This is a genomic window from Streptomyces sp. NBC_01618, from assembly GCF_045209435.1.
Lineage (GTDB): Bacteria > Actinomycetota > Actinomycetes > Streptomycetales > Streptomycetaceae > Streptomyces.
Map to the genome: position 1 here is coordinate 115074 of NZ_CP109297.1, position 17563 is coordinate 132636.

Here is a 17563-nt window from a genome sequence, read left to right on the forward strand (position 1 = left end):
CAGGTGATCGTCTGTCACGGGTTGCTTCTCGGGTTCTCGGGCGGCCCGACGTCGCATTTCGTAGGTTCTGCGTCGGGAGGGATGTGCGTGACGGACGTGCTGACGTGGACGGTCGAGCGGCGGGTTCAGCTGGCCGAACGCGCTGAGCTGCTGCGCAAGGAGCTGACCGGGATCGAGGCTGAGGTGGCCCGGCTGGAGGCCGCTGAGACGGTCTTCGGGCAGTGGGCCGAGGAGACGGACGGCGGCCGTCGCCGGTCGGGCATCGTGGAGCCGGAGCCGGAGCCGGAGCCGGAGCGGGTCGTGGCGGCGCCGGGGGCCGGCGGGATGCTGGTGGTGCCGCACCGGGTGGAGGGCAGGGGACTGGTTGTCCTGACGCCGGAGTATCGGCGGATCATGGAGATCGTGACGGATGCGGCGGGGCCGGTGATGGCCAAGGACTTCGCAATCGCTCTGGGCCGGGAGACCACGCCCGGAAAGATCGAGCCGGTCCGCGGCCAGTTGCGCAAGCTGTCCGACCGGGGCTGGCTGCGGCGGACCGGTTCGGGCCGCTATCTGCCGCGCTGAGCCCCGGTCGCGACGGAGGGGCCGGTTCCGGGCGTAACGCGAGGACCCCCGGCGGTAGTTGGTTCGCGTGTGAAGACTCACCAGCCCGCCGAGGGCTCTCGCAAAGCTGTTTACCAGGTCCGCCTCCCGCTGTCGAAGCGAACCATCGATCTCGTCGCCGATCTGATACGCAAGTGGCGCAAGGAGCTGGGCACCCGATGGCGCAAGGTCACCCCGGGCACCCAGGCGATCGTTGTGCTCGCCGTGCTCCGCCACGACCAGCGCCTCCTCGACATGGCCGGCGGCAACAATGTCTCCGCCTCCACCGTGCGCCGCTGGGTGCTGGAAGCGATCGACTTGCTGTCCGCCCGCGCCCCGCGCCTGGACCGCGCACTGAAGAAGATCGCCCGCAAGGGCGGCGTCGTCGTCCTGCTCGACGGCACCCTCGTGCGCACCCGCCGCCGCACCGGGGCCGAGAACCGGAAGAACTACAGCGGCAAGCACAAGGCCCATGGCCTGCTGTTCCTCGCCCTCACCGACGAGAAGGGCAATCTGATCTGGATCTCCGCGGCCAAGCCCGGACGCTGCAGCGAGATCACCACCGCCCGCCACAACAAGCTCACCACACACCTGCGTCAGGCTGGACTCGGCGCCCTGGCCGACCTCGGCTTCATCGGCCTGGACGACGAACCCGACGACAACCCAGTGATCATCACCGGCCGCAAGGCCACCCGCAACCACAAGCTCACCGACGCGGAGAAGGAAGCGAACCGCCTGCTCAGCCGAGAACGCGCCGCCGTCGAACACGGCTTCGCAAACCTCAAATCCTGGCGCTTCCTCACCAAGGTCCGGATGAACGCCCGCCACGCGACCACCCTCCTGCGAGCCCTGCTCGTCCTGGCGAACACCGAAGCCCAGAGGTGACAAACGATCTCCCCCAGACGATCACGCTTCCGGCCAGCGCGAGTACGTCACTCCCGGCACACACCAGCCACGTGACCTGCGAAATCAGGATGAAAATCTCTCAGTGGTTGTGTCCGAGGGGGGAGTTGACCGCCAACGATACGTTCGTGATCGCGCAAGGACGGCTCCCGCTACAAAGTCCTCCGGGTGGTCCAACCGTCTCCTCGTGAGAACTGGTTGCCACCGCCCGAGTGGCTGTTCGCGGAATGCTCGGAGCAGCTGCTGGCCGCGCGGCGGCCGCGGGTGATCGAGATGTACCCCAGTACCTCACCGGCGGTGGACGCTGACGGCATAGCCGCCGCCGTCGTAAGGGTCAGCGTCCCAGGTGGCGAACCGGTCGACGAAGGTGAGGCCGGCCGCGGCGCAGGAGTCGTCGTACTCTGGCAGGGTGATGCTGGGCGGCACCGGCAGGTGGGCCTCGTCCAGGCCGAAGCCGGCGACGATCAGACCGCCCGGACGCAGGGCCGCGGCCAGACGCTCGACCACCGTGGCCTCGGTGCCAGCGGCGAGCAGCGGGAAAACATTGCCTGCAGCGACCACGAGATCGAAGTCCGCAGCGATGCCGAGCAGGGCCGCGTCAAACCGGGCCAAATCGACCTGGAGCCAAGGCAGTCCCGGCGCCTCCTTCTGCGCCACTGCCAGCATGGACGCATCAAGATCCACCCCGACACAGTCGTACCCCAGCTCCGTAAGCCGGATCGTGACCCGTCCGGTACCGCACCCGGCGTCCAGCACCCGCGCTCCGGCAGGCACGAGCGCCGCACAGAACCGCGCCTCACCGTGCACGTCCTTCCCGCTGCCGGCCAGGACTGCGAACCGCTCAGCGTAGTCCTGCCCGGACGTCCCCCCAGTCAACTCTTCCCAACGACTCATAGCGGCAAGTGTAGGCCGACCGTGTGCCGCTCGAAGATTCGACTCAGCTCGCGGCGCTGAAGGCCGTCGCAGAGCCGGGAGCCCTAGGCTGCATCGACGTCAGCGTCGTTACGCGCTGGCTCGCGTCCCGCAGCCACGGCTCACGGCTGACACGAGGGCGCTGCTGCTCACCGCCTCTATCTCGCTGCGTGCCACCTCATGCTCGGGATCGTCGTTGTTGAACGCCGCCACCAGGCCGGAGGTGCCCCCAATGACGATCACGCGGCACTGCCAGAGCTGCCGTACTTGCGGTTGGCGGCCTCCTCGGTGGCCGCCCGCACATCCTCATCGGTCACCGGCCCGCCGAACCCGATCTCCGGGATGTCCCAGTCACCCGACCAGCGGCGGGCCCGCAGCGCGGCGATGCGGAACGCCTCCCGGAAGTACTCCGACTCAGGACGGCCCTCGCGCGCGGCCGCCTCCTTGATGATCTTCAGGTACTCCTCGTCGACCATCACGGTCGTCCTCTTGAGCGTCATATGGCCGCCCGGTCGGCCGGAACGAGAGGACTCATCCGCAGGGTCGTACCGTCCTCCAACGTGACGGTGGTGACGTCACCGGCCATCGCTCGCCGCCTCCGGATGCGGCTGCGTCGGCGGCGACTGCCGACGTCACCCGGGCCGCTGCCAACTCCTGGCTGCCGTACGGCAGATGTGGCGGCCGAGCCAGGCGGCATGCCGGGCCTCCGCAACGACACGGGAGAGTACCGAGTCGGCATCCGGCAGCGCCGCGCCGACGGCAGCTGGCGGGAGGACGCCTTGGACGCGCAGGACATCCTGGGCGAACGCGGCGATGTAGCGATGGCCTCGACGGTTCGGATGGAGCCTGTCCATGCTAAGCATGCCCGACTTGTCCAGAGCCTCCGCCTTCCGCGCATCGATCACCCAGGCGCCGTGCCGCGCGGACATGCGCTCGATGACGGCATTCGCCGCCTCGATCCGGAGTCGCAGCCCGGCGCACTTCGCCCTGGGCAACGGGAGTCCGGCGGTGAAATCGTGCAGGGTCATCGTCAGGACCCCCACGGTCGCCGTACCGGCGAGTGCGGCGACGACATGGTCGTAGTCTTCCTCGAATCGTCCGGCGTCAAAGCCGCCGGCGAGGACGTCATTGACCCCGATCGCGCAGGTGGCCAGGTCCGGGTTCAGGGCCAGGGCCCTGACCAGCTGACGGTTGCGCACCTGCGCCACGGTGGCCCCGCTGCGCGCGAGATTCGCCGCGAGGGTCAGCTCGTCGCTCTCCGCGCTCAGGTAGTGAATCCAGCCTCTGAGGCCGTGGCGGCTCGGATCTCCCACGCCCTCGGTGACGCTGTCCCCCAGCGCGATCAGCTCCCACTTATTCATGGACATGAGTATTAATGTAGATGCTTAGACAGCATCCGGATAGGGTGCGGCCATGGCTCTCCGACACGCAGTTCTGGCGGCCCTGATCCATGGCGAGGCCAGCGGCTACGAACTTGCCAAGCGCTTCGACGTCGGGGTGGCGAACTTCTGGGAGTCCAAGCCGCAGCAGTTGTACGTGGAGCTCTCCCGCCTGCATGGAGAGGGCCTGGTGGGCGCCACCGAGGTCGTCCAGCAGACCCGGCCCACCAAGCGGGTCTACTCACTGACCCCGCTCGGCATCGCGGCTCTGGCGGAGTTCGCCGCCGGTTCGATGCGACCGACGACCTTGCGCGACGATCTGACCGTGGCCGTGCAGTGCGCGGACGTCGTCGAGCCCACGGCACTCATCGAGCACCTGAGCCGGCGGGCGGAGGAAGCCCGGGGCAAACTCGAGCGGCTGCGGCGCACCGAGAAAGAGATCCTTTCCGGTCGCACGGAGGCCGATTTCGTCCGCACCACCAAGCACCTCGGCCCGTACCTGACCTGCCGTCGCGGGATCCAGCACGAGACCGACACGGAGCGATGGTGCGAATGGGCCGTCAATCTGCTCCGGACCCGAGCCGAGCACACGGGGTCGACGCAGGGAGCGAGCTCGTCGGACGGAGTTCGCCGATGCCAAGGCCCGTGACTTCCAGGGGATCCGCGAGGCGCGGGCAGGCGGCCCTGCGCTCCTGGCGTGCCCAGCCGACCTGGCCGGTGACCAACGATTCGTACAAGGTGCGGCTGGCGCCCGGGCAATATGTCGACGACGGCGGCAAGACGCAGAAGGCCGCCCTGCCGATGACGGCGCCGGAGTCTCAGGGCTGGAACATCGAGTACGCGCCGGAGGTCGGCTCGCTGACGACTGACCACACGAGTGCGCTCAACACCGACGCACCCGCCAACAGTTACTGGACCTGGTCCACGCCCGCCGCTGAGCAGGTGCGGATCACGGGCAGCCCGGAGATCACGCTGAAGACCACGGGTCAGGGCAACGTCTGGGCACGGCTTTGGGACGTCGCTCCAGACGGCAAGGCGACGATGTTCAACGAGAACGTCGCACTGCTGGAAAACAGCGGATCAACCTCCTTCGCCCTGAAGGCGACGGACTGATCCTTCGAGCAAGGGCACCAGCTGGGGGTCCAGATCGGAACCATCACCTCAAACGGCTGGCGGAGCGTTCCCTCGGGTGAGACGATCACGGTCTCCGACGCGCGGCTCGCCCTCGAGGTGCAGGACCCGCGGTTCGACTCGCCGACCCAGGGTGACCGCTCGCCGTACCTGGACACGTACGTGAGGGCGAACACCACCACGCTGAACAACGTCGGCACCCCCACCTTCCCGCTGAGCATCTCAAAGAACGGATGACCTAGCGGCTGCCCGGCACCCGCCATGCGGGTGCCGGGCAGCATGGCGTATCGCGTGGCGACGGTGATCAAGGTTCAGGCTGAACGACTCATGGCGCTGAGGTCTGCGGCCCAGCACGTTCAACGCGGCACGCACATCCTCTGTTGGGGGACCCAGCGGCTGCTCATCGGCATCCCCCTTGGGGCACGACCACTACCAGCCGGCCGCGTACCGGCCGTAGGCCTGCGCCCGGCCGGGAGTGAACTGCCAGCGGTGATGGTGGTCAGATCACGGTCACCGGGTGACGCACCACTGCGTCGAACAGAAAGCCCTGCGTGTTGGCCACGGCGGTGTCCGGCTGGGTGTGGCCGGCCGTGTCGGTGGCGCGGGCCAGGAGGTGAGTGTCGCCGGCTGTGTCGGGCTTCCAGGTCAGGGACCAGCGGGTCCAGGTGCCGGTACCGGGCCGGTCGTGGAGGCGGGCGGGCCGCCAGCTCGCCCCGCCGTCGGTGCTGACATCGACCCGCGCGATGGCCCCCGCGCCCGACCAGGACCGGCCGTGCAGCACCTGCCCCTCCCCCACCGTGAACCTCGCCCCGCTCGCAAGCTCGAAGGCGCTCCTGACCACCTGCCGGCTCAGCGGTGCACTGCCCTCCTCCGGGTATGCGGGGCCGAACAGACGGTAGAAGGTGGTGTTCCAGGGCGAGTAGAGCGGCTGCGTGGACACCTCGATGTCGCCGACCCACTTGATCGACGCGATCCCCACCCACCACGGCGCCAGCACCCGCACCGGATACCCGTGGTCGTACGGAAGCGGCTCGCCGTTCATCTCGTACGCCAGCAGCACGTCGTCCAGCGCCTTGGCCAGCGGCAGCGGACGGCGTACCCGCCCGAGGTTCTCGCCGCCGCTGAAGAACTCGGCGTCCAGACCGCGCGGCTGCACATCCACGGCGTACGAGGACAGCCCGGCCTTGCGCAGGACGTCGGCCAGGCGCACCCCGCGCCAGCGCGCGACGCCGATCGCCCCCAGCGTCCACGGAGTGCCGGTGACCGTCTCGCCCTGCTGCTTCGTGAAGTAGCTGCGGCCGTTTCCGGCGCACTCGACGAACGCTGTACGGGTCACGGCGGGCAGGGCGCGCAGATCGTCGTACCCGAACTCCACCGGCCTGTCCTCACCGGGCGCGCCGCGCAGCCCGCTGCCCCACAGACTCAGCCGCCAGTCGGCGGCGTCCAGGACAGGGGTGGCGGTGTGGTTGCGCACGAAAAACAGTTCGTTGGGGGTGTGGTGGCCGGTTCCGCGCAGCGCCTCCCAGCGGGTCTCGGCGTTGGTGTCGCGCCGGATGAACCACTCGGGCGGCAGCGGCTTGACAATCGTGGGATCGGCGGCGTGGGCGAGGTACGGCGGGGGGAGCGCGGCCCCGGCGGCGGTCGCGGCAAGTAGGGTCAGAAGCCGGCGGCGGGTGACCCCGTCCGCCCTGGCGTCCCCGGAGAGCCACTGGCTCAGCCTGCGGCGGTCGTACGCGGATTCGTCGTGGCGGGCGGCGGAGACGGGTGAAGGCATGAGATTTCCTCGTCGTTGAGACAGCAGACAGACATGGGAGAGGACAGTGCGAGCCGGCGCACTGGGCGGCGCGCCGGGAAGGCGGCCGAGGTCCACAGCGCAGCGGCGCGTCAGAGGCTCCAGCGGCGGCATGGCGGGATGCAAGCACGCGGCGCGAGAAGGCGTCAACAGGGCGATCTCGCCACTCGGTTGGTCTGTACTGTGGCAGACCGCGGCCTGAGGGGGTTGGTGTATCCGCGGTGCGCTTGTCGTAGATCAGTGTCGGTATGCCGTGTTTCGCGCACTCTTCCGCAGCGCCCAACAGATCCGCCTGCCTGGTCGGACCAGCCCCGTCGACCATCACCAGGCCCGGGCTCCGGCTGCCCGCCGATGTGCGCGGGGCCAGGACCGCCCCGTGCAGGACGGTGCCATCGCCAGCCGCCGCGTGGTGCCGCACGACCGGTGCTGGTCGTCGGCTCCGGCGGGGCGGCCGGCGCGGTCTCCTTCTTGCGGCGGCCCCGGCTGCGACGGTCGAACACGCCGTTCATGGTCCAGCGCCAGTAGTCCTCGGCTTCCTCGAGGAGCAGGACCCGCTGTCCGCGCTGGAGCCGGGGCAGGGTGTTCACCCACACCGCGACGGCGATTCCCTTCACGTCGGCGGCGAGCGCCTGGAAGCGGTTGTCGAGCAGGTTCTCCTCCTTGCCCGCCAGGACGACGTGCAGCCGCGGAAAGGTCTGAGAGGTCGTTTGATTTAGGCAGATTGCCCTTTACGCCCTAGTGGGTGTCTCGCCAGGTGGGTGCGGTCTCGTCCGTTATGCGCTTGGCGAGGTTGTCGATCGAGGCGATGTGGATCATGGCTTCGGAGCTGGCGGGGAGGGTCTCGTAGTCGCGGGCGAGGCGGCGGTGCATCATGATCCACCCGATGCTTCGTTCCACCACCCAGCGTCTTTTTACGACGTGAAAACCGCGAACTCCGGGGTGTTGACGACTTCGACGTCGATTCCGAGCTGCGCTCCGTGCTCGACTACGGCGTTCTTGAAGCCGGTGTCGACCCAGCTTTTCGTGATGGTCGGGTACGTTTTCTTGGCCTGGTTGAGGAGTTGTATTCCCACGGCGTTCTCGGAGAGGCTCGCTGCAGTGACGATCACGGCGAGGAGGAGCCCGAGCGTGTCGGTGAGGATGCCTCGCTTCCGGCCGACGATCTTCTTGGCGACGTCCGTTCCCTGGCTGGTCAGGGGCACGTTGGTGGAGGTCTTGACGCTCTGGGTGTCGATCACGGAGGCGGTCGGTTCGGGCTTGCGCCCCTCCTTCACTCGGGCCAGGCCGGTGAGGTCGTAGTTGAGTTGGGCGAGGATTCCCTCGTCGCGCCAGGCGGCGTAGTAGGCGTAGACGGTGGCGTGGTTCGGGAAGTCGTGCGGGAGGTATTTCCAGGGGATTCCCGTGCGGTTGACGTAGAGGAGCGCGTTGAACGCCTCGCGCAGGTCGACCTTGGCCGGCTGTCCGGTCGGTCTGCGGTCGAGTCGGGCCTTTCTCCAGGCCCTCAACGTCGGCTCGATCAAGGCCCACCGGGCGTTGGACAGGTCGCTGGGGTACGGCTTTCGCTCGCTCACGGCCCAACGCGAGCACGAGCATGCCGGAGGATTCGGTTCCGCTGGCTGCCGGGCGGTTCTGCATCATTTTCAAACCAGACGGACTTCCGGAGGCGGAAGCGGATGAGACGGACACTCGGACTCGTGACTGGAGGGTGGGCATTCACCATCTAACGAATGAAAGCCCTCAAAGAGGTGTAGAGATAGAAGCCGCATTCCGGAATAAGGCTACATAAACGCTTCCTAATGTTGTTGTCAAGCGATCGTGGTCACTGGGGGTGTGATCTCGTAGCACCGTCGGTCACGGATCAAGGCCCACATGACGTTGACGCGTCGGCGGGCGAGGGCGAGCACGGCTTGGACGTGTTTCTTCCCCTCGGCGCGTTTGCGGTCGTAGAACTTCCGGGAGTTGGGGTCGCAGCGGACGCTGACGAGTGCGGAGGTGTAGAAGACGCGCTGGAGACGTCGGTGGTAGGTGAGCGGTCGGTGGAGGTTGCCGCTGACCTTGCCCGAGTCGCGGGGTGCGGGGGCGACACCGGCGAAGGCCGCCAGGGCGTCCGGGGAGCCGAAGTCGTCCAGGCTGCCGCCGACGGCGGCGACGAACTCTGCACCGAGCACAGCGCCGATGCCCGGGACGCTCAGGACGATGTCGGCGAGTTCGTGCTCGCGAAACCGGCCCTCGATGAGCTTGTCCATCTCGGAGATCTGCTCGTTGAGGGCCATCACCTCCTCTGCCAGGGTGTGGACCAGCTTCGCGATGGTCTTCTCCCCGGGGACAGCTGTGTGCTGGCGCTCGGCAGCCTCAACTGCCGTTTCAGCAAGGGAGCTTGCGTTTCGGACCTTGCGGTTGGCCAGCCACCTGGTCAGCCGCGCGGCCCCGGCGCGGCGGATCGCGGCCGCAGTCTGGTAGCCCGTCAGCAGTTTGAGCGGGCCGGTGTTGGTCACGTCCAGAGCCCGTTCCAGGGCCGGGAACATGCTCAACAGGGTGCCGCGCAGGCGGTTCACCACGCGGGTGCGGTCCTCGACCAGGTCTGCGCGGCGGCCGGTCAGCAGCCGCAGTTCAAGGGCGGCCTCGTCTCCGGGGCGGATGGGCCGCAGGTCTCGGCGCATCCTGGCCTGGTCGGCGATCACGTAGGCGTCGCGGGCATCGGTCTTGCCCTCGCCGCGGTAACCGTCGGACGCCCGGTTCACCAGGCGGCCAGGGATGTAGAGGACCTCCTGGCCGTGGTTGACCAGCAGGGCCAGCAGCAGCGCGGGTTCCCCGCCGGTCATGTCGATCGCCCAGGTGACCTCGTGGCCGTCGGCGAGGTCGAGGACGTCACCGATCAGCTTCAGCAGCTCGGGCTCATCGTTGGCGACACGCCGCGACAGCAGCGTCTTGCCGTCGGCATCCAGTGCGAGACCGTGATGGTGACCCTTCCCGCTGTCGATCCCCGCCCATATCCGGCTCATCATGCTCCTGACGTGCGTGTTCGTGCTGTTCGTGCTGTTCGTGCCACGGACGACCTCGCCGGCATTGCTCTACGCAGCGACTTGTTCGCACTTCCTAATCGGCGGCCGAGTCGTCGTGGGAAGCCGGGCGGCGAAGCGTTTCCAGCCACGAGTCGACAGCCCTCTGATAGCCACACCCGGCTCCCCTGGGTGCCCTCACCTTACGAGTGGGAGGACCAACCCAGTCAAAAAGGTAGAGCCCTCTGAGAGGGCGGTTCGTGAGTTGATGTCCGTTTCCAGGTGAGGTTGGGGCAGGGCTGGCGGTGGCGGGGCTTCGGTCGGCTACTGCTTTCTGGTGAAGATGCCGGTGTCGGCCTCGGTGAGGACGTCGAGCTTGACGAGGCGTTTCAGCTTGGCGCGGGTGCCTTCGATGTTCTTCGGCAGCAGTTCGTGGTCAAGGGCTTCGCAGACGTCACGGGCTCGTAGGGGGCCTGTGGCCTCGTTGAAGACGGCGAGGATGTGGGGATAGTCCGGGTGTTCGGGCAGGTCGGGCGAGACCGGGTGGGCGGGGAGTCGTTCGGTGAGGGCGGTGACGGTCTTCCGGGTGATCGCCAGGTGTTCGAGCTGGGTCTCGGCCTCCTGCAGCCGGTTCTGCAGTTCCGTGATCTGGGTGCGGAGGTCGTCGGCCAGGACGAGGGCGGCTTCTTCCTGGATGTCGAGCGCGTCGAGCAGGGGCTGGATGTTCATGCGGTCACCGCCTGCGGGTCGCGCCAGGTGGGGGTGGTCGTGCCGGTGAGCCGGCGGGTCATGGTGTGGGTCATCGCCCAGTAGACGCGGGAGACGGAGGAGGCCGGGTGGTGTTGGTAGTCGCGGTCCAGGCGCCGGTGCAGTATCAGGATCCCGTAGGTCTGCTCGACCCTCCATCGCTTCGGCTGCGGGACGAACCCCTTGTCCTGCGGGTTGCGTTCGACGATCTCGACGTCAATGCCGATGCGGGTGCCGTGAACGGCGACCTGGTTCTTGAAGCCCTGGTCGACCAGCGCCTTGCGGACGGTGTCGCCGGTGTGTTCGGCGACCTGGTCCAGCAGGGCGATGCCCGCGGCGTTGTCGTGCACGCTCGCGGCGAGAACGATGACGGCGATGACCAGGCCCAGAACGTCCACGGCCAGTGCCCGCTTCCGGCCCGGCACCCGTTTCGCCGGGTCCCGGCCGGTCGTGGAGGCGGGGACCCCGGCAGCCGCGTGGACACTCTGCGTGTCCAGCACCACCAGGGTCGGGTCCTCTAATCGGCGGGCCTTCTCACGGACCTGGCATCGCAGGAGTTCGTGGATGACCTGGTCGGTTCCGTCGTCGCGCCAGGCGGCGAAGTAGTAGTACGTAGCGCTCTTCGGCGGCAGATCGTGCGGGAGGTAGGCCCACTGGCAGCCGGTCCGGCCCTGGTAGAGGATCGCGTTCACGATCTCCCGCATCGCATAGGCGCCCTGGTGACCGCTGACCGAGCGGTGCCGGTCCTTCCACGCGGTGATCACCGGCTCGATCAACGACCACTGCTCATCCGACAAGTCGCTTGGGTACGGCTTGCGTTCACTCACCCCGCCACCCCAACAGACCACCAGCTGTGGACCAGCGGATTCCGCCCGCACCCACACCATCAGGCGACGACAGAAACACTCTCCGCGAGCGCGTCGATGCCGGACCTCACCACGCCGTGGAACGGCTTCGACGACCTCCTCGACCAGGTCCAGGCCCGGGACGTGACCGGCCACCCGGGCTGGGACACGATGGCCGAGACGCTGCGCAGTTACCGGCTGTGGAAGGACGGCCGACGTGACGACGCGGAACGGCTGGCCGACAAGATCGACGGACCCCTCGGTCAGGCGCTGACCGCGTGGTACGGCGAGCTGATCCACCGGACCAGAAACTCCCCCGAACCCGAGAAGGCGGGGACGAGGTGATGGCCGCCGTCGACCGCGTGCCCTCGGTCATCCTCGGGCTGTGCTTATACACGCACGACTGCCGTTTGTCGACCTGTGCATGTGCGGCATAACAGATGTATGGGGACTCGAACGCGCCGGTTGTTGAGCCCAGTTGAGCTGGAGCGGCGGCGGCTACATGCGGCGGATCTATTCGAACAAGGGATGCGGCCGGTCAGGGTCGCGGATGCGCTCGGGGTGACCCGACAGGCGGCCGGTCTGTGGCACCGGGCCTGGCGCGAGGGCGGGTTGGAGGTGCTCCGGTCCAAGGGGACGGGCAACCACGCTTATCTGAGCGACGATCAGGAACAGGAACTCGACGGGCTGCTCAAGGCGGGGCCGACTGCGTTCGGCTGGGAGGACCAGCGATGGACGCTGGCCCGGGTCGGGGTACTGATCGAGGAGCGGTTCGAGGTGCGGTACGAGATCTCGGGGGTCTGGCGTCTGCTGGACCGGATGGGCTGGTCGTGGCAGGTACCCAAAGTGCGGGCCGTGGAGCGGAACGAGGAGGCGATCGCCGCATGGTGCACGGAAACGTGGCCGGCGGCCTCCCATCCGCGCAGGTCACAGCCTCCGGAGGGTGGATCTGTTTCGAGGACGAGGCCGGTGCCTGGCTGAACGGCCCGGTCCGCCGCACCTGGGGCAAGGTGGGCCGGACCCCGGTACTGCGTCTGTCCGGCAAGCGCAACGACAAGCTCAGCATGGTCGCCTGGATCTGCTATCGGCCCGGCGAGGAACCGCGGCTCGTCTACGCGATCAAGCCGTCCGGCGGCTACACGAAGAAAGACTTCCCCCGCTTCCTCGCCCTGCTCCACCGCCGCCTGGACGGCCCGTTACCGTCGTCTGGGACAACTACTCCAGCCACATCAGCAAGCACGTGATGCAGTACGCGCAGCAGCAGGACTGGCTCACGATCATCCAGCTGCCGTCCTACGCACCGGAGTTGAAACCCGTCGAACTGCTCTGGGCCCACGCCAAGGAGAAGATCACGAACCGGGCCTTCCGTTCGATTGACGAGCTCCACCGGGCCGCGAAGAGCGCCCTGCGTTACATCCAGCGCCACCCCGAACTCCTCACCGCATTCCTGGCCGGAACCGGCCTCGAACTCGCCCCACCCGCGTAAAGCCCGTAATCAAAGATCAGTAGGCCGGAACGTGCTCCCACCCTCTGATCCAGTCAAGGAACCTCCCGTCCTACCGCGCGGGTGCACCCGCCTCCACTACCTTGTAGCCGCATGACGGCGTTGATCATCGGCGGCAGCGGCTTCCTCGGGGCTGAACTGCTGCGTCAAGCGAGTTCCGCAGGCCACATCGCGACCGCGACGTTCAACTCCCATCCCCCCAAAGGCTCCAGGGGCGCGTGGCACCACCTCGACCTGCGCGACGCCCGCCAGATCGACGCTCTCATCGACACCGTGGCGCCGAGTGTCGTGATCAACGCCAGCAGCGGCGACGCCGATTGGTCCGTAACCGCCGACGGTTCCTTCCGGCTCGCCACGGCAACGGCGAGGCGGTGTGTCCGCCTGGTGCACGTCTCCACCGACGCCGTGTTCTCCGGGGCCGACGTTCACTACGACGAGACGGCACTCCCCGATCCGGTCACTCCGTACGGGGCTGCGAAGGCAGCCGCCGAGACGGCGGTCCGTCTCCTGCACCCCACGGCGGTTGTCGCCCGCACCTCGCTGATCATCGGCGACGGCGGGTCCACGCACGAACGCATCGTCCACGAGCTCGCCGCCGGGACACGGGAAGGAGTGCTGTTCACGGACGATGTCCGCTGTCCCGTCCACGTCACGGACCTGGCAGCCGCGCTCTGGGAACTCGCTGTCTCCAGCGCCGCCGGCGTCTTCCACCTGGCCGGCGCCGACGCCATCAGCCGCTATGCCCTCGGCGTGCTCGTCGCCCGCCGGGACGAACTCGATCCCACCCTTCTGCCCGCCGGCCGCCGCACAGACAGCAACCTGCCCGGAGCCCTCGACGTACGCCTTGACAGCCGCGCTACTCAACACCGGCTGAGCACCCGGCTACGCGGAGTGCGACAGTTCCTGGGGAAGGGCTGACGACAGGCGGTCAGCCATGCAGACAACCGGCGGCGAGGTCGGAGACCATCCCCAGCTCCGGCGCCCGCGCTCCCAGATGCACGATCGAGGCTTCTCGGCAGCAGTCCACTCTCAGTCCGACCGGGCAGGAGCCTCCGGTGGCGGCCGGTCGCGTTCGGTAGCGGGGCCCCAGCGGGAGGAGCGGGATCTGGCCGCGGAAGGGGGTTCAGATAGCGTTGCGGCGCCGCGTAGTCCTCCACGATCGTGACCGCCTGCCACTGATAGCCGCCCCACCGCACGATCACCCTCGGCTTGCCCGGTTCCACGTGCGCGGCGCGCCTCGGACCTCGGGTGAGGGGAACGGCGCCCAGCTGACCGACACGCTGGCTGCCTCTGCTGGAACGACCAGCGGGGAGTGCCGCCCCCTTCCCGCCTCAGCCGAGGAGCCGTGCCCGAGGACGGCGAACGGTGCCTGATGCGGCCTGGGCCGATCAGGATGAGCCGACGCAGGAGGCGGTGTCGGCCCCTTCCCGCCTCAGCCGAGGAGCCGTGCCCGAGGACGGCGAACGGTGCCTGATGCGGCCTGGGCCGATCAGGATGAGCCGACGCAGGAGGCGGTGTCGGCCTGGTCGCTCAGCAGTTCCGCCACGGTGGCGGCGATCACGCCCGTGGCCTCGGCCGCCCACGGCACGAGGAAGAAGTGATCGCCGGGGAAGGACTGAATCCGGAACAGCCCACGTGCCGCGTCGTTCCACGCCCTGGCCCCGGCCGGCGCATGAGTGGGGTCCGCGTCTCCCGTGAACACGATCACGGGGCAGTGCAGCGCCCGGACCGGGCGCGGTCCGTAGGTCTCCGCGATCCGAAAGTCGCTCCGCAACCCGGGCAGGGCCAGGGCTCGGAGTTCCGGGACGGCGGAGACCTGTTCGTCGATCCCGCCCAGCGTGGTGATCGCAGCCCAGAAGTCGTCGTCGTCGCGCAGCGCGACGGAGCCCCGCCGCAGGTGGTGCGGGGCGGCCTGGCCCGAGAGGAACAGGGCCGTGGGCGGACGGCCTTGGTATTCGAGGCGCTGGGCCACCTCGTAGGCCACGAGCGCGCCGAGGCTGTGGCCGAACAGGACGACCGGCCGGTCCCCGTCGCTCAGGATGGCCCGGGTCGCGCCGTCCGCGAGCGTTTCGATGTCGGGAGCCGAACTCTCCCCGCTGCGTTCCATGTTGCCGGGGTAGCGGACCCCCGCCAGTTCGAGCCGTGGCGGGAGCAGCCCGACCCAGGGGTGGTAGAAGGTGGTGTTCCCACCGGCATGGGGAAAGCACACCAGTCGGGCGTCGCCCGGGCTCGGGCGCAGGACCCTCAGCCATCGGTTCGACTCGGCCCCACTCGTCTCGTCCATGTTCGTCGTCCCTCCCCGCGGCGTCCGTCGCCGCGACTCCAGGGGTTCGTTCCCCCGGCCCACCGTCGGAGCATATGTGCGGGTGGGAGACGGTTTTCGAGCGGCCTTCGCATCTTCCCGACAGCGCATGCAGTCGATATGATCATCCAGCCAATCGGGCGGCCGATCGATTCCGTGCCTGCCCTGGCAGCAGCTATCGCCACTTCTCAGGGGAGGGACGCAGGCGGTGCATGCCCAACCCCACGGAGGCTCTCTCGTCTCCCTTTCGACCGGCTCCGCTGACCACGGCAGCCGGCGGCCGGTCTTCTGTGTCCACGCTGTCAGCGGCAGCGCTGCGGTGTACTCCGTGCTGGCCTCGGCCCTCGCACCGGAGTTCCAGGTGCACGCCATCCAGGCGGCCGGGCTGGAGGCGGGCGGAGTCCCGCACACCTCGGTCGAGGAGATGGCGTCCGCCTACCTCGCGGTGATGGACAACGAACTCGGTCCTGTGAACGAGTACCTGCTGTGCGGCTGGTCCATGGGCGGTGTCGTCTCCTTCGAACTGGCCCGGCTGTTGGAGCGGCGTGGCGACGCCGCGCGCGTGGCCATGATCGATACGCAGTTCCCGACCCCTTTCGCCGAACCCCCGAGCACGGCCGCCTTCACGCGCTGGTACATGCGCGACGTCACGGCTTCGCTGGGTTCGCCGATGTCCGCCTTCGCCGCCGATTTCGACCGGCTCTCCCAGGCGGAGCGGCTCGGCACGCTGCTCGACCACCTGAAGCTGGGCCGCGGCGGGGACCGGGAGTGGTGGCTCGGGGAGATGCAGCGGCGTTTCGAGGTCTTCCGGGCCAATCTGATGGCCGCGACGGAGTACCGTCCCCGGCCGGTCTCGGCCGAGGTGCTGCTCGTGCAGTCCTCGCAGGACGCACTCCCCGTCTCTGGCTGGGAGCCCGTCATACGGGGCCGGCTCACCAGGGTCGAGGTGCCCGGCAACCACTACACCATGCTTGCCGGTGACGGCGTGGGACCGGTTTCCGCACTCGTCGCCAAGCACTTCAGCGGCCCGGCCCGGCGGTTCGAGCTCGCCTGACCCTGCGTGTGCCGCAGCAAAATCGGACTCCGTTCTCTCCCCCTGTTCGGCCCGTCGCTCCTCAGCCGACCTTGCATCGCCCTCCCACCCCTTCCCCTCACGACGAGACGAGGCTATGAGCGAGCTGGATTCCCTGCCCTCCCCCACCACGAGCCAGCTCCCGAGCGATTCCTGGGACACGACGTCGGAGGCCGACGCGGTCTTCCTCGAACTCCAGACCCGCCAGGGCCGGGAGGACCCCTATTCCCGCTACGCCCGGCTGCGCGAGCTGGCCCCGGTGCACGTGAGCCGGTACGGGGTCACCGTCCTCACCCGGTACGAGGACTGCGCGCGGGCCCTGCGGTCCCCGGACCTCCAGGTCGAGGACGCGGCCTGGATGGACCTCAACGAACCCGACTGGCGGGACAGTCCGACCAACGTCGTGATGGGTGGGTCCCTCCTGCAGCGCAACCCTCCGGACCACACCCGGCTGCGGAAGCTGGTGAGCGGGTCCTTCACCCCGCGGCGCGTCCGGGAGCTGATGCCCAGGATCGAGGCGCTGGTCACGGCGGAGCTCGACATGATGGCCGACGCCGGGGCGGACGGCAGCCCGGTCGACGTCCACGACCTCATGGCCTTCCCGCTGCCCGTGTCGGTGATCGGCGCGCTGCTCGGCGTGCCGGAATCGGACTGGTCCTGGCTGCGCGGTCCCACCGCGGCCGTCTCGGTCGTTTTCGACCTCTTCTCCTTCGAGGAGGCGTACGAGCGGTCCGACCGGGCGATCCGCGAACTGGCCCCGTACCTCACCGACCTCATCGCGGAACGCCGCAGGTCGCCGCAGGACGACATGATCTCCGCCCTGATCGCCGTGCGGGACCGCGACGGCGGCCTGACCGAGGACGAGCTGCTGCAGACGGTGATGCTGCTGTTCATCGCGGGCTTCGAGACCACCGTCAACCTCATCACCAACGGCGTGATGGCGCTGCTCCGCCACCCCGAACAACGTGCCGCCCTGCTGGCCGACCCCACGCTGGCCGAAGCGGCCGTCGAGGAGGTCCTGCGCTACGACGCCCCCATCCAGGGGACCATGCGGCACGCGATCCGTGACACGGAGATCGGCGGCGTCCCGGTCCCCGAAGGAAGCCGGGTGGTGGCCTTCCTCGGCGCGGCCAACCGGGATCCCGGGCACTTCGCCCACCCGGACCGGTTCGACATCCGCCGCGAGGGGCCCAAGTCGACCTCGTTCGGCGGTGGCATCCACTACTGCCTGGGCGCGTCACTCGCCCGGCTGGAGGCCGCCGTCGCCCTCCCGGCACTCGTCACCCGCTTCCCGCGACTCGCCCTCCACGGCGAGGCGGAACTGCGGCCGATCTTCAACCTCCGCGGCTATTCCCGTCTTCCCGTCACCCTCGGGTGACACGCTCTGCCGATATC

The 17563-nt window shown here is 68.7% G+C and carries 20 protein-coding genes and 2 pseudogenes; 12 read left to right on the forward strand and 10 right to left on the reverse strand.

Going from position 1 to position 17563, the window contains the following annotated elements; all coding sequences use genetic code 11:
- Nucleotides 1-87: 87 nt before the first annotated feature.
- Nucleotides 88-564 carry a hypothetical protein gene (locus OH735_RS00545; protein ID WP_406378493.1) on the forward strand — a complete coding sequence of 159 codons (477 nt, stop codon included), beginning with the start codon at nucleotides 88-90 and terminating at the stop codon, nucleotides 562-564.
- 69 nt (nucleotides 565-633) lie between these two features.
- Complete coding sequence (locus OH735_RS00550; RefSeq protein ID WP_406378495.1) at nucleotides 634-1467, forward strand: transposase family protein; 834 nt, start codon at nucleotides 634-636, stop codon at nucleotides 1465-1467.
- 306 nt (nucleotides 1468-1773) lie between these two features.
- On the opposite strand, the gene OH735_RS00555 is transcribed toward OH735_RS00550, so the two are convergent.
- The 3 genes from OH735_RS00555 to OH735_RS00565 form a co-directional block, all read right to left on the reverse strand.
- Nucleotides 1774-2379 (reverse strand): class I SAM-dependent methyltransferase, encoded by a 606-nt coding sequence (locus tag OH735_RS00555; protein ID WP_406378496.1) that lies wholly within the window; start codon nucleotides 2377-2379, stop codon nucleotides 1774-1776.
- A 257-nt stretch (nucleotides 2380-2636) separates the two neighbouring features.
- A complete protein-coding gene (locus OH735_RS00560; RefSeq protein WP_406378498.1) occupies nucleotides 2637-2897 on the reverse strand; it encodes a ribbon-helix-helix protein, CopG family in 261 nt (86 codons plus the stop codon).
- 132 nt (nucleotides 2898-3029) lie between these two features.
- Nucleotides 3030-3764 (reverse strand): SGNH/GDSL hydrolase family protein, encoded by a 735-nt coding sequence (locus OH735_RS00565; protein WP_406378499.1) that lies wholly within the window; start codon nucleotides 3762-3764, stop codon nucleotides 3030-3032.
- A gap of 46 nt (nucleotides 3765-3810) precedes the next feature.
- Between OH735_RS00565 and OH735_RS00570 the strand changes: the two genes are divergently transcribed.
- The 3 genes from OH735_RS00570 (at nucleotide 3811) to OH735_RS00580 (ending at nucleotide 5144) form a co-directional block, all read left to right on the forward strand.
- On the forward strand, nucleotides 3811-4425 hold the full coding sequence (locus tag OH735_RS00570) for a PadR family transcriptional regulator (RefSeq protein ID WP_406378500.1): 615 nt from the start codon (nucleotides 3811-3813) through the stop codon (nucleotides 4423-4425).
- Nucleotides 4422-4889: a CocE/NonD family hydrolase C-terminal non-catalytic domain-containing protein gene (locus tag OH735_RS00575; protein WP_406378502.1), complete on the forward strand. Its 468-nt coding sequence runs from the start codon at nucleotides 4422-4424 to the stop codon at nucleotides 4887-4889. Before OH735_RS00570 ends, OH735_RS00575 begins: the two co-directional genes overlap by 4 nt.
- 117 nt (nucleotides 4890-5006) lie before the next feature.
- Nucleotides 5007-5144, forward strand: a complete 138-nt coding sequence (locus OH735_RS00580) for a hypothetical protein (protein ID WP_406378504.1) — start codon at nucleotides 5007-5009, stop codon at nucleotides 5142-5144.
- Between the two features lie 262 nt (nucleotides 5145-5406).
- On the opposite strand, the gene OH735_RS00585 is transcribed toward OH735_RS00580, so the two are convergent.
- The 5 genes and pseudogenes from OH735_RS00585 to OH735_RS00605 all read right to left on the reverse strand — a co-directional run bounded on the left by OH735_RS00585 (nucleotide 5407) and on the right by OH735_RS00605 (nucleotide 11272).
- Complete coding sequence (locus tag OH735_RS00585; RefSeq protein WP_406378506.1) at nucleotides 5407-6681, reverse strand: sulfite oxidase; 1275 nt, start codon at nucleotides 6679-6681, stop codon at nucleotides 5407-5409.
- A 753-nt stretch (nucleotides 6682-7434) separates the two neighbouring features.
- Nucleotides 7435-8270 (reverse strand): annotated as a pseudogene (locus OH735_RS00590) (IS5 family transposase).
- A 234-nt stretch (nucleotides 8271-8504) separates the two neighbouring features.
- A complete protein-coding gene (locus tag OH735_RS00595) occupies nucleotides 8505-9701 on the reverse strand; it encodes an IS110 family transposase (RefSeq protein WP_406386342.1) in 1197 nt (398 codons plus the stop codon).
- Between the two features lie 321 nt (nucleotides 9702-10022).
- A complete protein-coding gene (locus tag OH735_RS00600) occupies nucleotides 10023-10427 on the reverse strand; it encodes a hypothetical protein (protein ID WP_406378507.1) in 405 nt (134 codons plus the stop codon).
- Nucleotides 10424-11272: an IS5 family transposase gene (locus tag OH735_RS00605; RefSeq protein ID WP_406378509.1), complete on the reverse strand. Its 849-nt coding sequence runs from the start codon at nucleotides 11270-11272 to the stop codon at nucleotides 10424-10426. Before OH735_RS00605 ends, OH735_RS00600 begins: the two co-directional genes overlap by 4 nt.
- A 96-nt stretch (nucleotides 11273-11368) precedes the next feature.
- On the opposite strand from OH735_RS00605, the gene OH735_RS00610 reads away from it, so the two are divergent.
- The 5 genes from OH735_RS00610 to OH735_RS00630 all read left to right on the forward strand — a co-directional run bounded on the left by OH735_RS00610 (nucleotide 11369) and on the right by OH735_RS00630 (nucleotide 13712).
- Complete coding sequence (locus OH735_RS00610) at nucleotides 11369-11635, forward strand: hypothetical protein (protein WP_406378511.1); 267 nt, start codon at nucleotides 11369-11371, stop codon at nucleotides 11633-11635.
- Nucleotides 11636-11734: 99 nt separating this feature from the next.
- Complete coding sequence (locus OH735_RS00615; RefSeq protein ID WP_406378513.1) at nucleotides 11735-12271, forward strand: winged helix-turn-helix domain-containing protein; 537 nt, start codon at nucleotides 11735-11737, stop codon at nucleotides 12269-12271.
- The gene (locus OH735_RS00620; RefSeq protein ID WP_406386930.1) at nucleotides 12175-12534 is read left to right on the forward strand and encodes a hypothetical protein; all 360 of its coding nucleotides are present in this window, start codon (nucleotides 12175-12177) and stop codon (nucleotides 12532-12534) included. Before OH735_RS00615 ends, OH735_RS00620 begins: the two co-directional genes overlap by 97 nt.
- Nucleotides 12519-12776: a transposase gene (locus OH735_RS00625; RefSeq protein ID WP_406386344.1), complete on the forward strand. Its 258-nt coding sequence runs from the start codon at nucleotides 12519-12521 to the stop codon at nucleotides 12774-12776. Before OH735_RS00620 ends, OH735_RS00625 begins: the two co-directional genes overlap by 16 nt.
- A gap of 111 nt (nucleotides 12777-12887) precedes the next feature.
- Nucleotides 12888-13712, forward strand: a complete 825-nt coding sequence (locus OH735_RS00630) for an SDR family oxidoreductase (protein WP_406378515.1) — start codon at nucleotides 12888-12890, stop codon at nucleotides 13710-13712.
- Here the strand turns inward: OH735_RS00630 and OH735_RS00635 are convergent.
- Nucleotides 13655-14080: pseudogene (locus OH735_RS00635) on the reverse strand (DUF6087 family protein); the annotation flags it as partial. The gene OH735_RS00630 and the pseudogene OH735_RS00635 overlap by 58 nt on opposite strands.
- 203 nt (nucleotides 14081-14283) lie before the next feature.
- Entirely contained in the window at nucleotides 14284-15078 is a 795-nt protein-coding gene (locus OH735_RS00640) for a thioesterase II family protein (RefSeq protein WP_406378517.1), read from the reverse strand.
- Between the two features lie 226 nt (nucleotides 15079-15304).
- Between OH735_RS00640 and OH735_RS00645 the strand changes: the two genes are divergently transcribed.
- Complete coding sequence (locus OH735_RS00645; protein ID WP_406378519.1) at nucleotides 15305-16150, forward strand: alpha/beta fold hydrolase; 846 nt, start codon at nucleotides 15305-15307, stop codon at nucleotides 16148-16150.
- 115 nt (nucleotides 16151-16265) lie between these two features.
- Nucleotides 16266-17546, forward strand: coding sequence for a cytochrome P450 (locus tag OH735_RS00650; RefSeq protein ID WP_406378521.1), 1281 nt, complete (start codon nucleotides 16266-16268; stop codon nucleotides 17544-17546).
- Nucleotides 17547-17563 lie beyond the last annotated feature (17 nt).

Excerpts from the sequence above, each read along its gene's own strand:
- OH735_RS00555 (WP_406378496.1), bottom strand. The coding sequence starts at position 2,379 with ATGAGTCGTTGGGAAGAGTTGACTGGGGGGACGTCCGGGCAGGACTAC.
- OH735_RS00560 (WP_406378498.1), bottom strand. The coding sequence starts at position 2,897 with ATGACGCTCAAGAGGACGACCGTGATGGTCGACGAGGAGTACCTGAAG.
- OH735_RS00565 (WP_406378499.1), bottom strand. The coding sequence starts at position 3,764 with ATGTCCATGAATAAGTGGGAGCTGATCGCGCTGGGGGACAGCGTCACC.
- OH735_RS00570 (WP_406378500.1), top strand. The coding sequence starts at position 3,811 with ATGGCTCTCCGACACGCAGTTCTGGCGGCCCTGATCCATGGCGAGGCC.
- OH735_RS00585 (WP_406378506.1), bottom strand. The coding sequence starts at position 6,681 with ATGCCTTCACCCGTCTCCGCCGCCCGCCACGACGAATCCGCGTACGAC.
- OH735_RS00595 (WP_406386342.1), bottom strand. The coding sequence starts at position 9,701 with ATGAGCCGGATATGGGCGGGGATCGACAGCGGGAAGGGTCACCATCAC.
- OH735_RS00600 (WP_406378507.1), bottom strand. The coding sequence starts at position 10,427 with ATGAACATCCAGCCCCTGCTCGACGCGCTCGACATCCAGGAAGAAGCC.
- OH735_RS00610 (WP_406378511.1), top strand. The coding sequence starts at position 11,369 with ATGCCGGACCTCACCACGCCGTGGAACGGCTTCGACGACCTCCTCGAC.
- OH735_RS00615 (WP_406378513.1), top strand. The coding sequence starts at position 11,735 with ATGGGGACTCGAACGCGCCGGTTGTTGAGCCCAGTTGAGCTGGAGCGG.
- OH735_RS00620 (WP_406386930.1), top strand. The coding sequence starts at position 12,175 with ATGGTGCACGGAAACGTGGCCGGCGGCCTCCCATCCGCGCAGGTCACA.
- OH735_RS00630 (WP_406378515.1), top strand. The coding sequence starts at position 12,888 with ATGACGGCGTTGATCATCGGCGGCAGCGGCTTCCTCGGGGCTGAACTG.
- OH735_RS00640 (WP_406378517.1), bottom strand. The coding sequence starts at position 15,078 with ATGGACGAGACGAGTGGGGCCGAGTCGAACCGATGGCTGAGGGTCCTG.
- OH735_RS00650 (WP_406378521.1), top strand. The coding sequence starts at position 16,266 with ATGAGCGAGCTGGATTCCCTGCCCTCCCCCACCACGAGCCAGCTCCCG.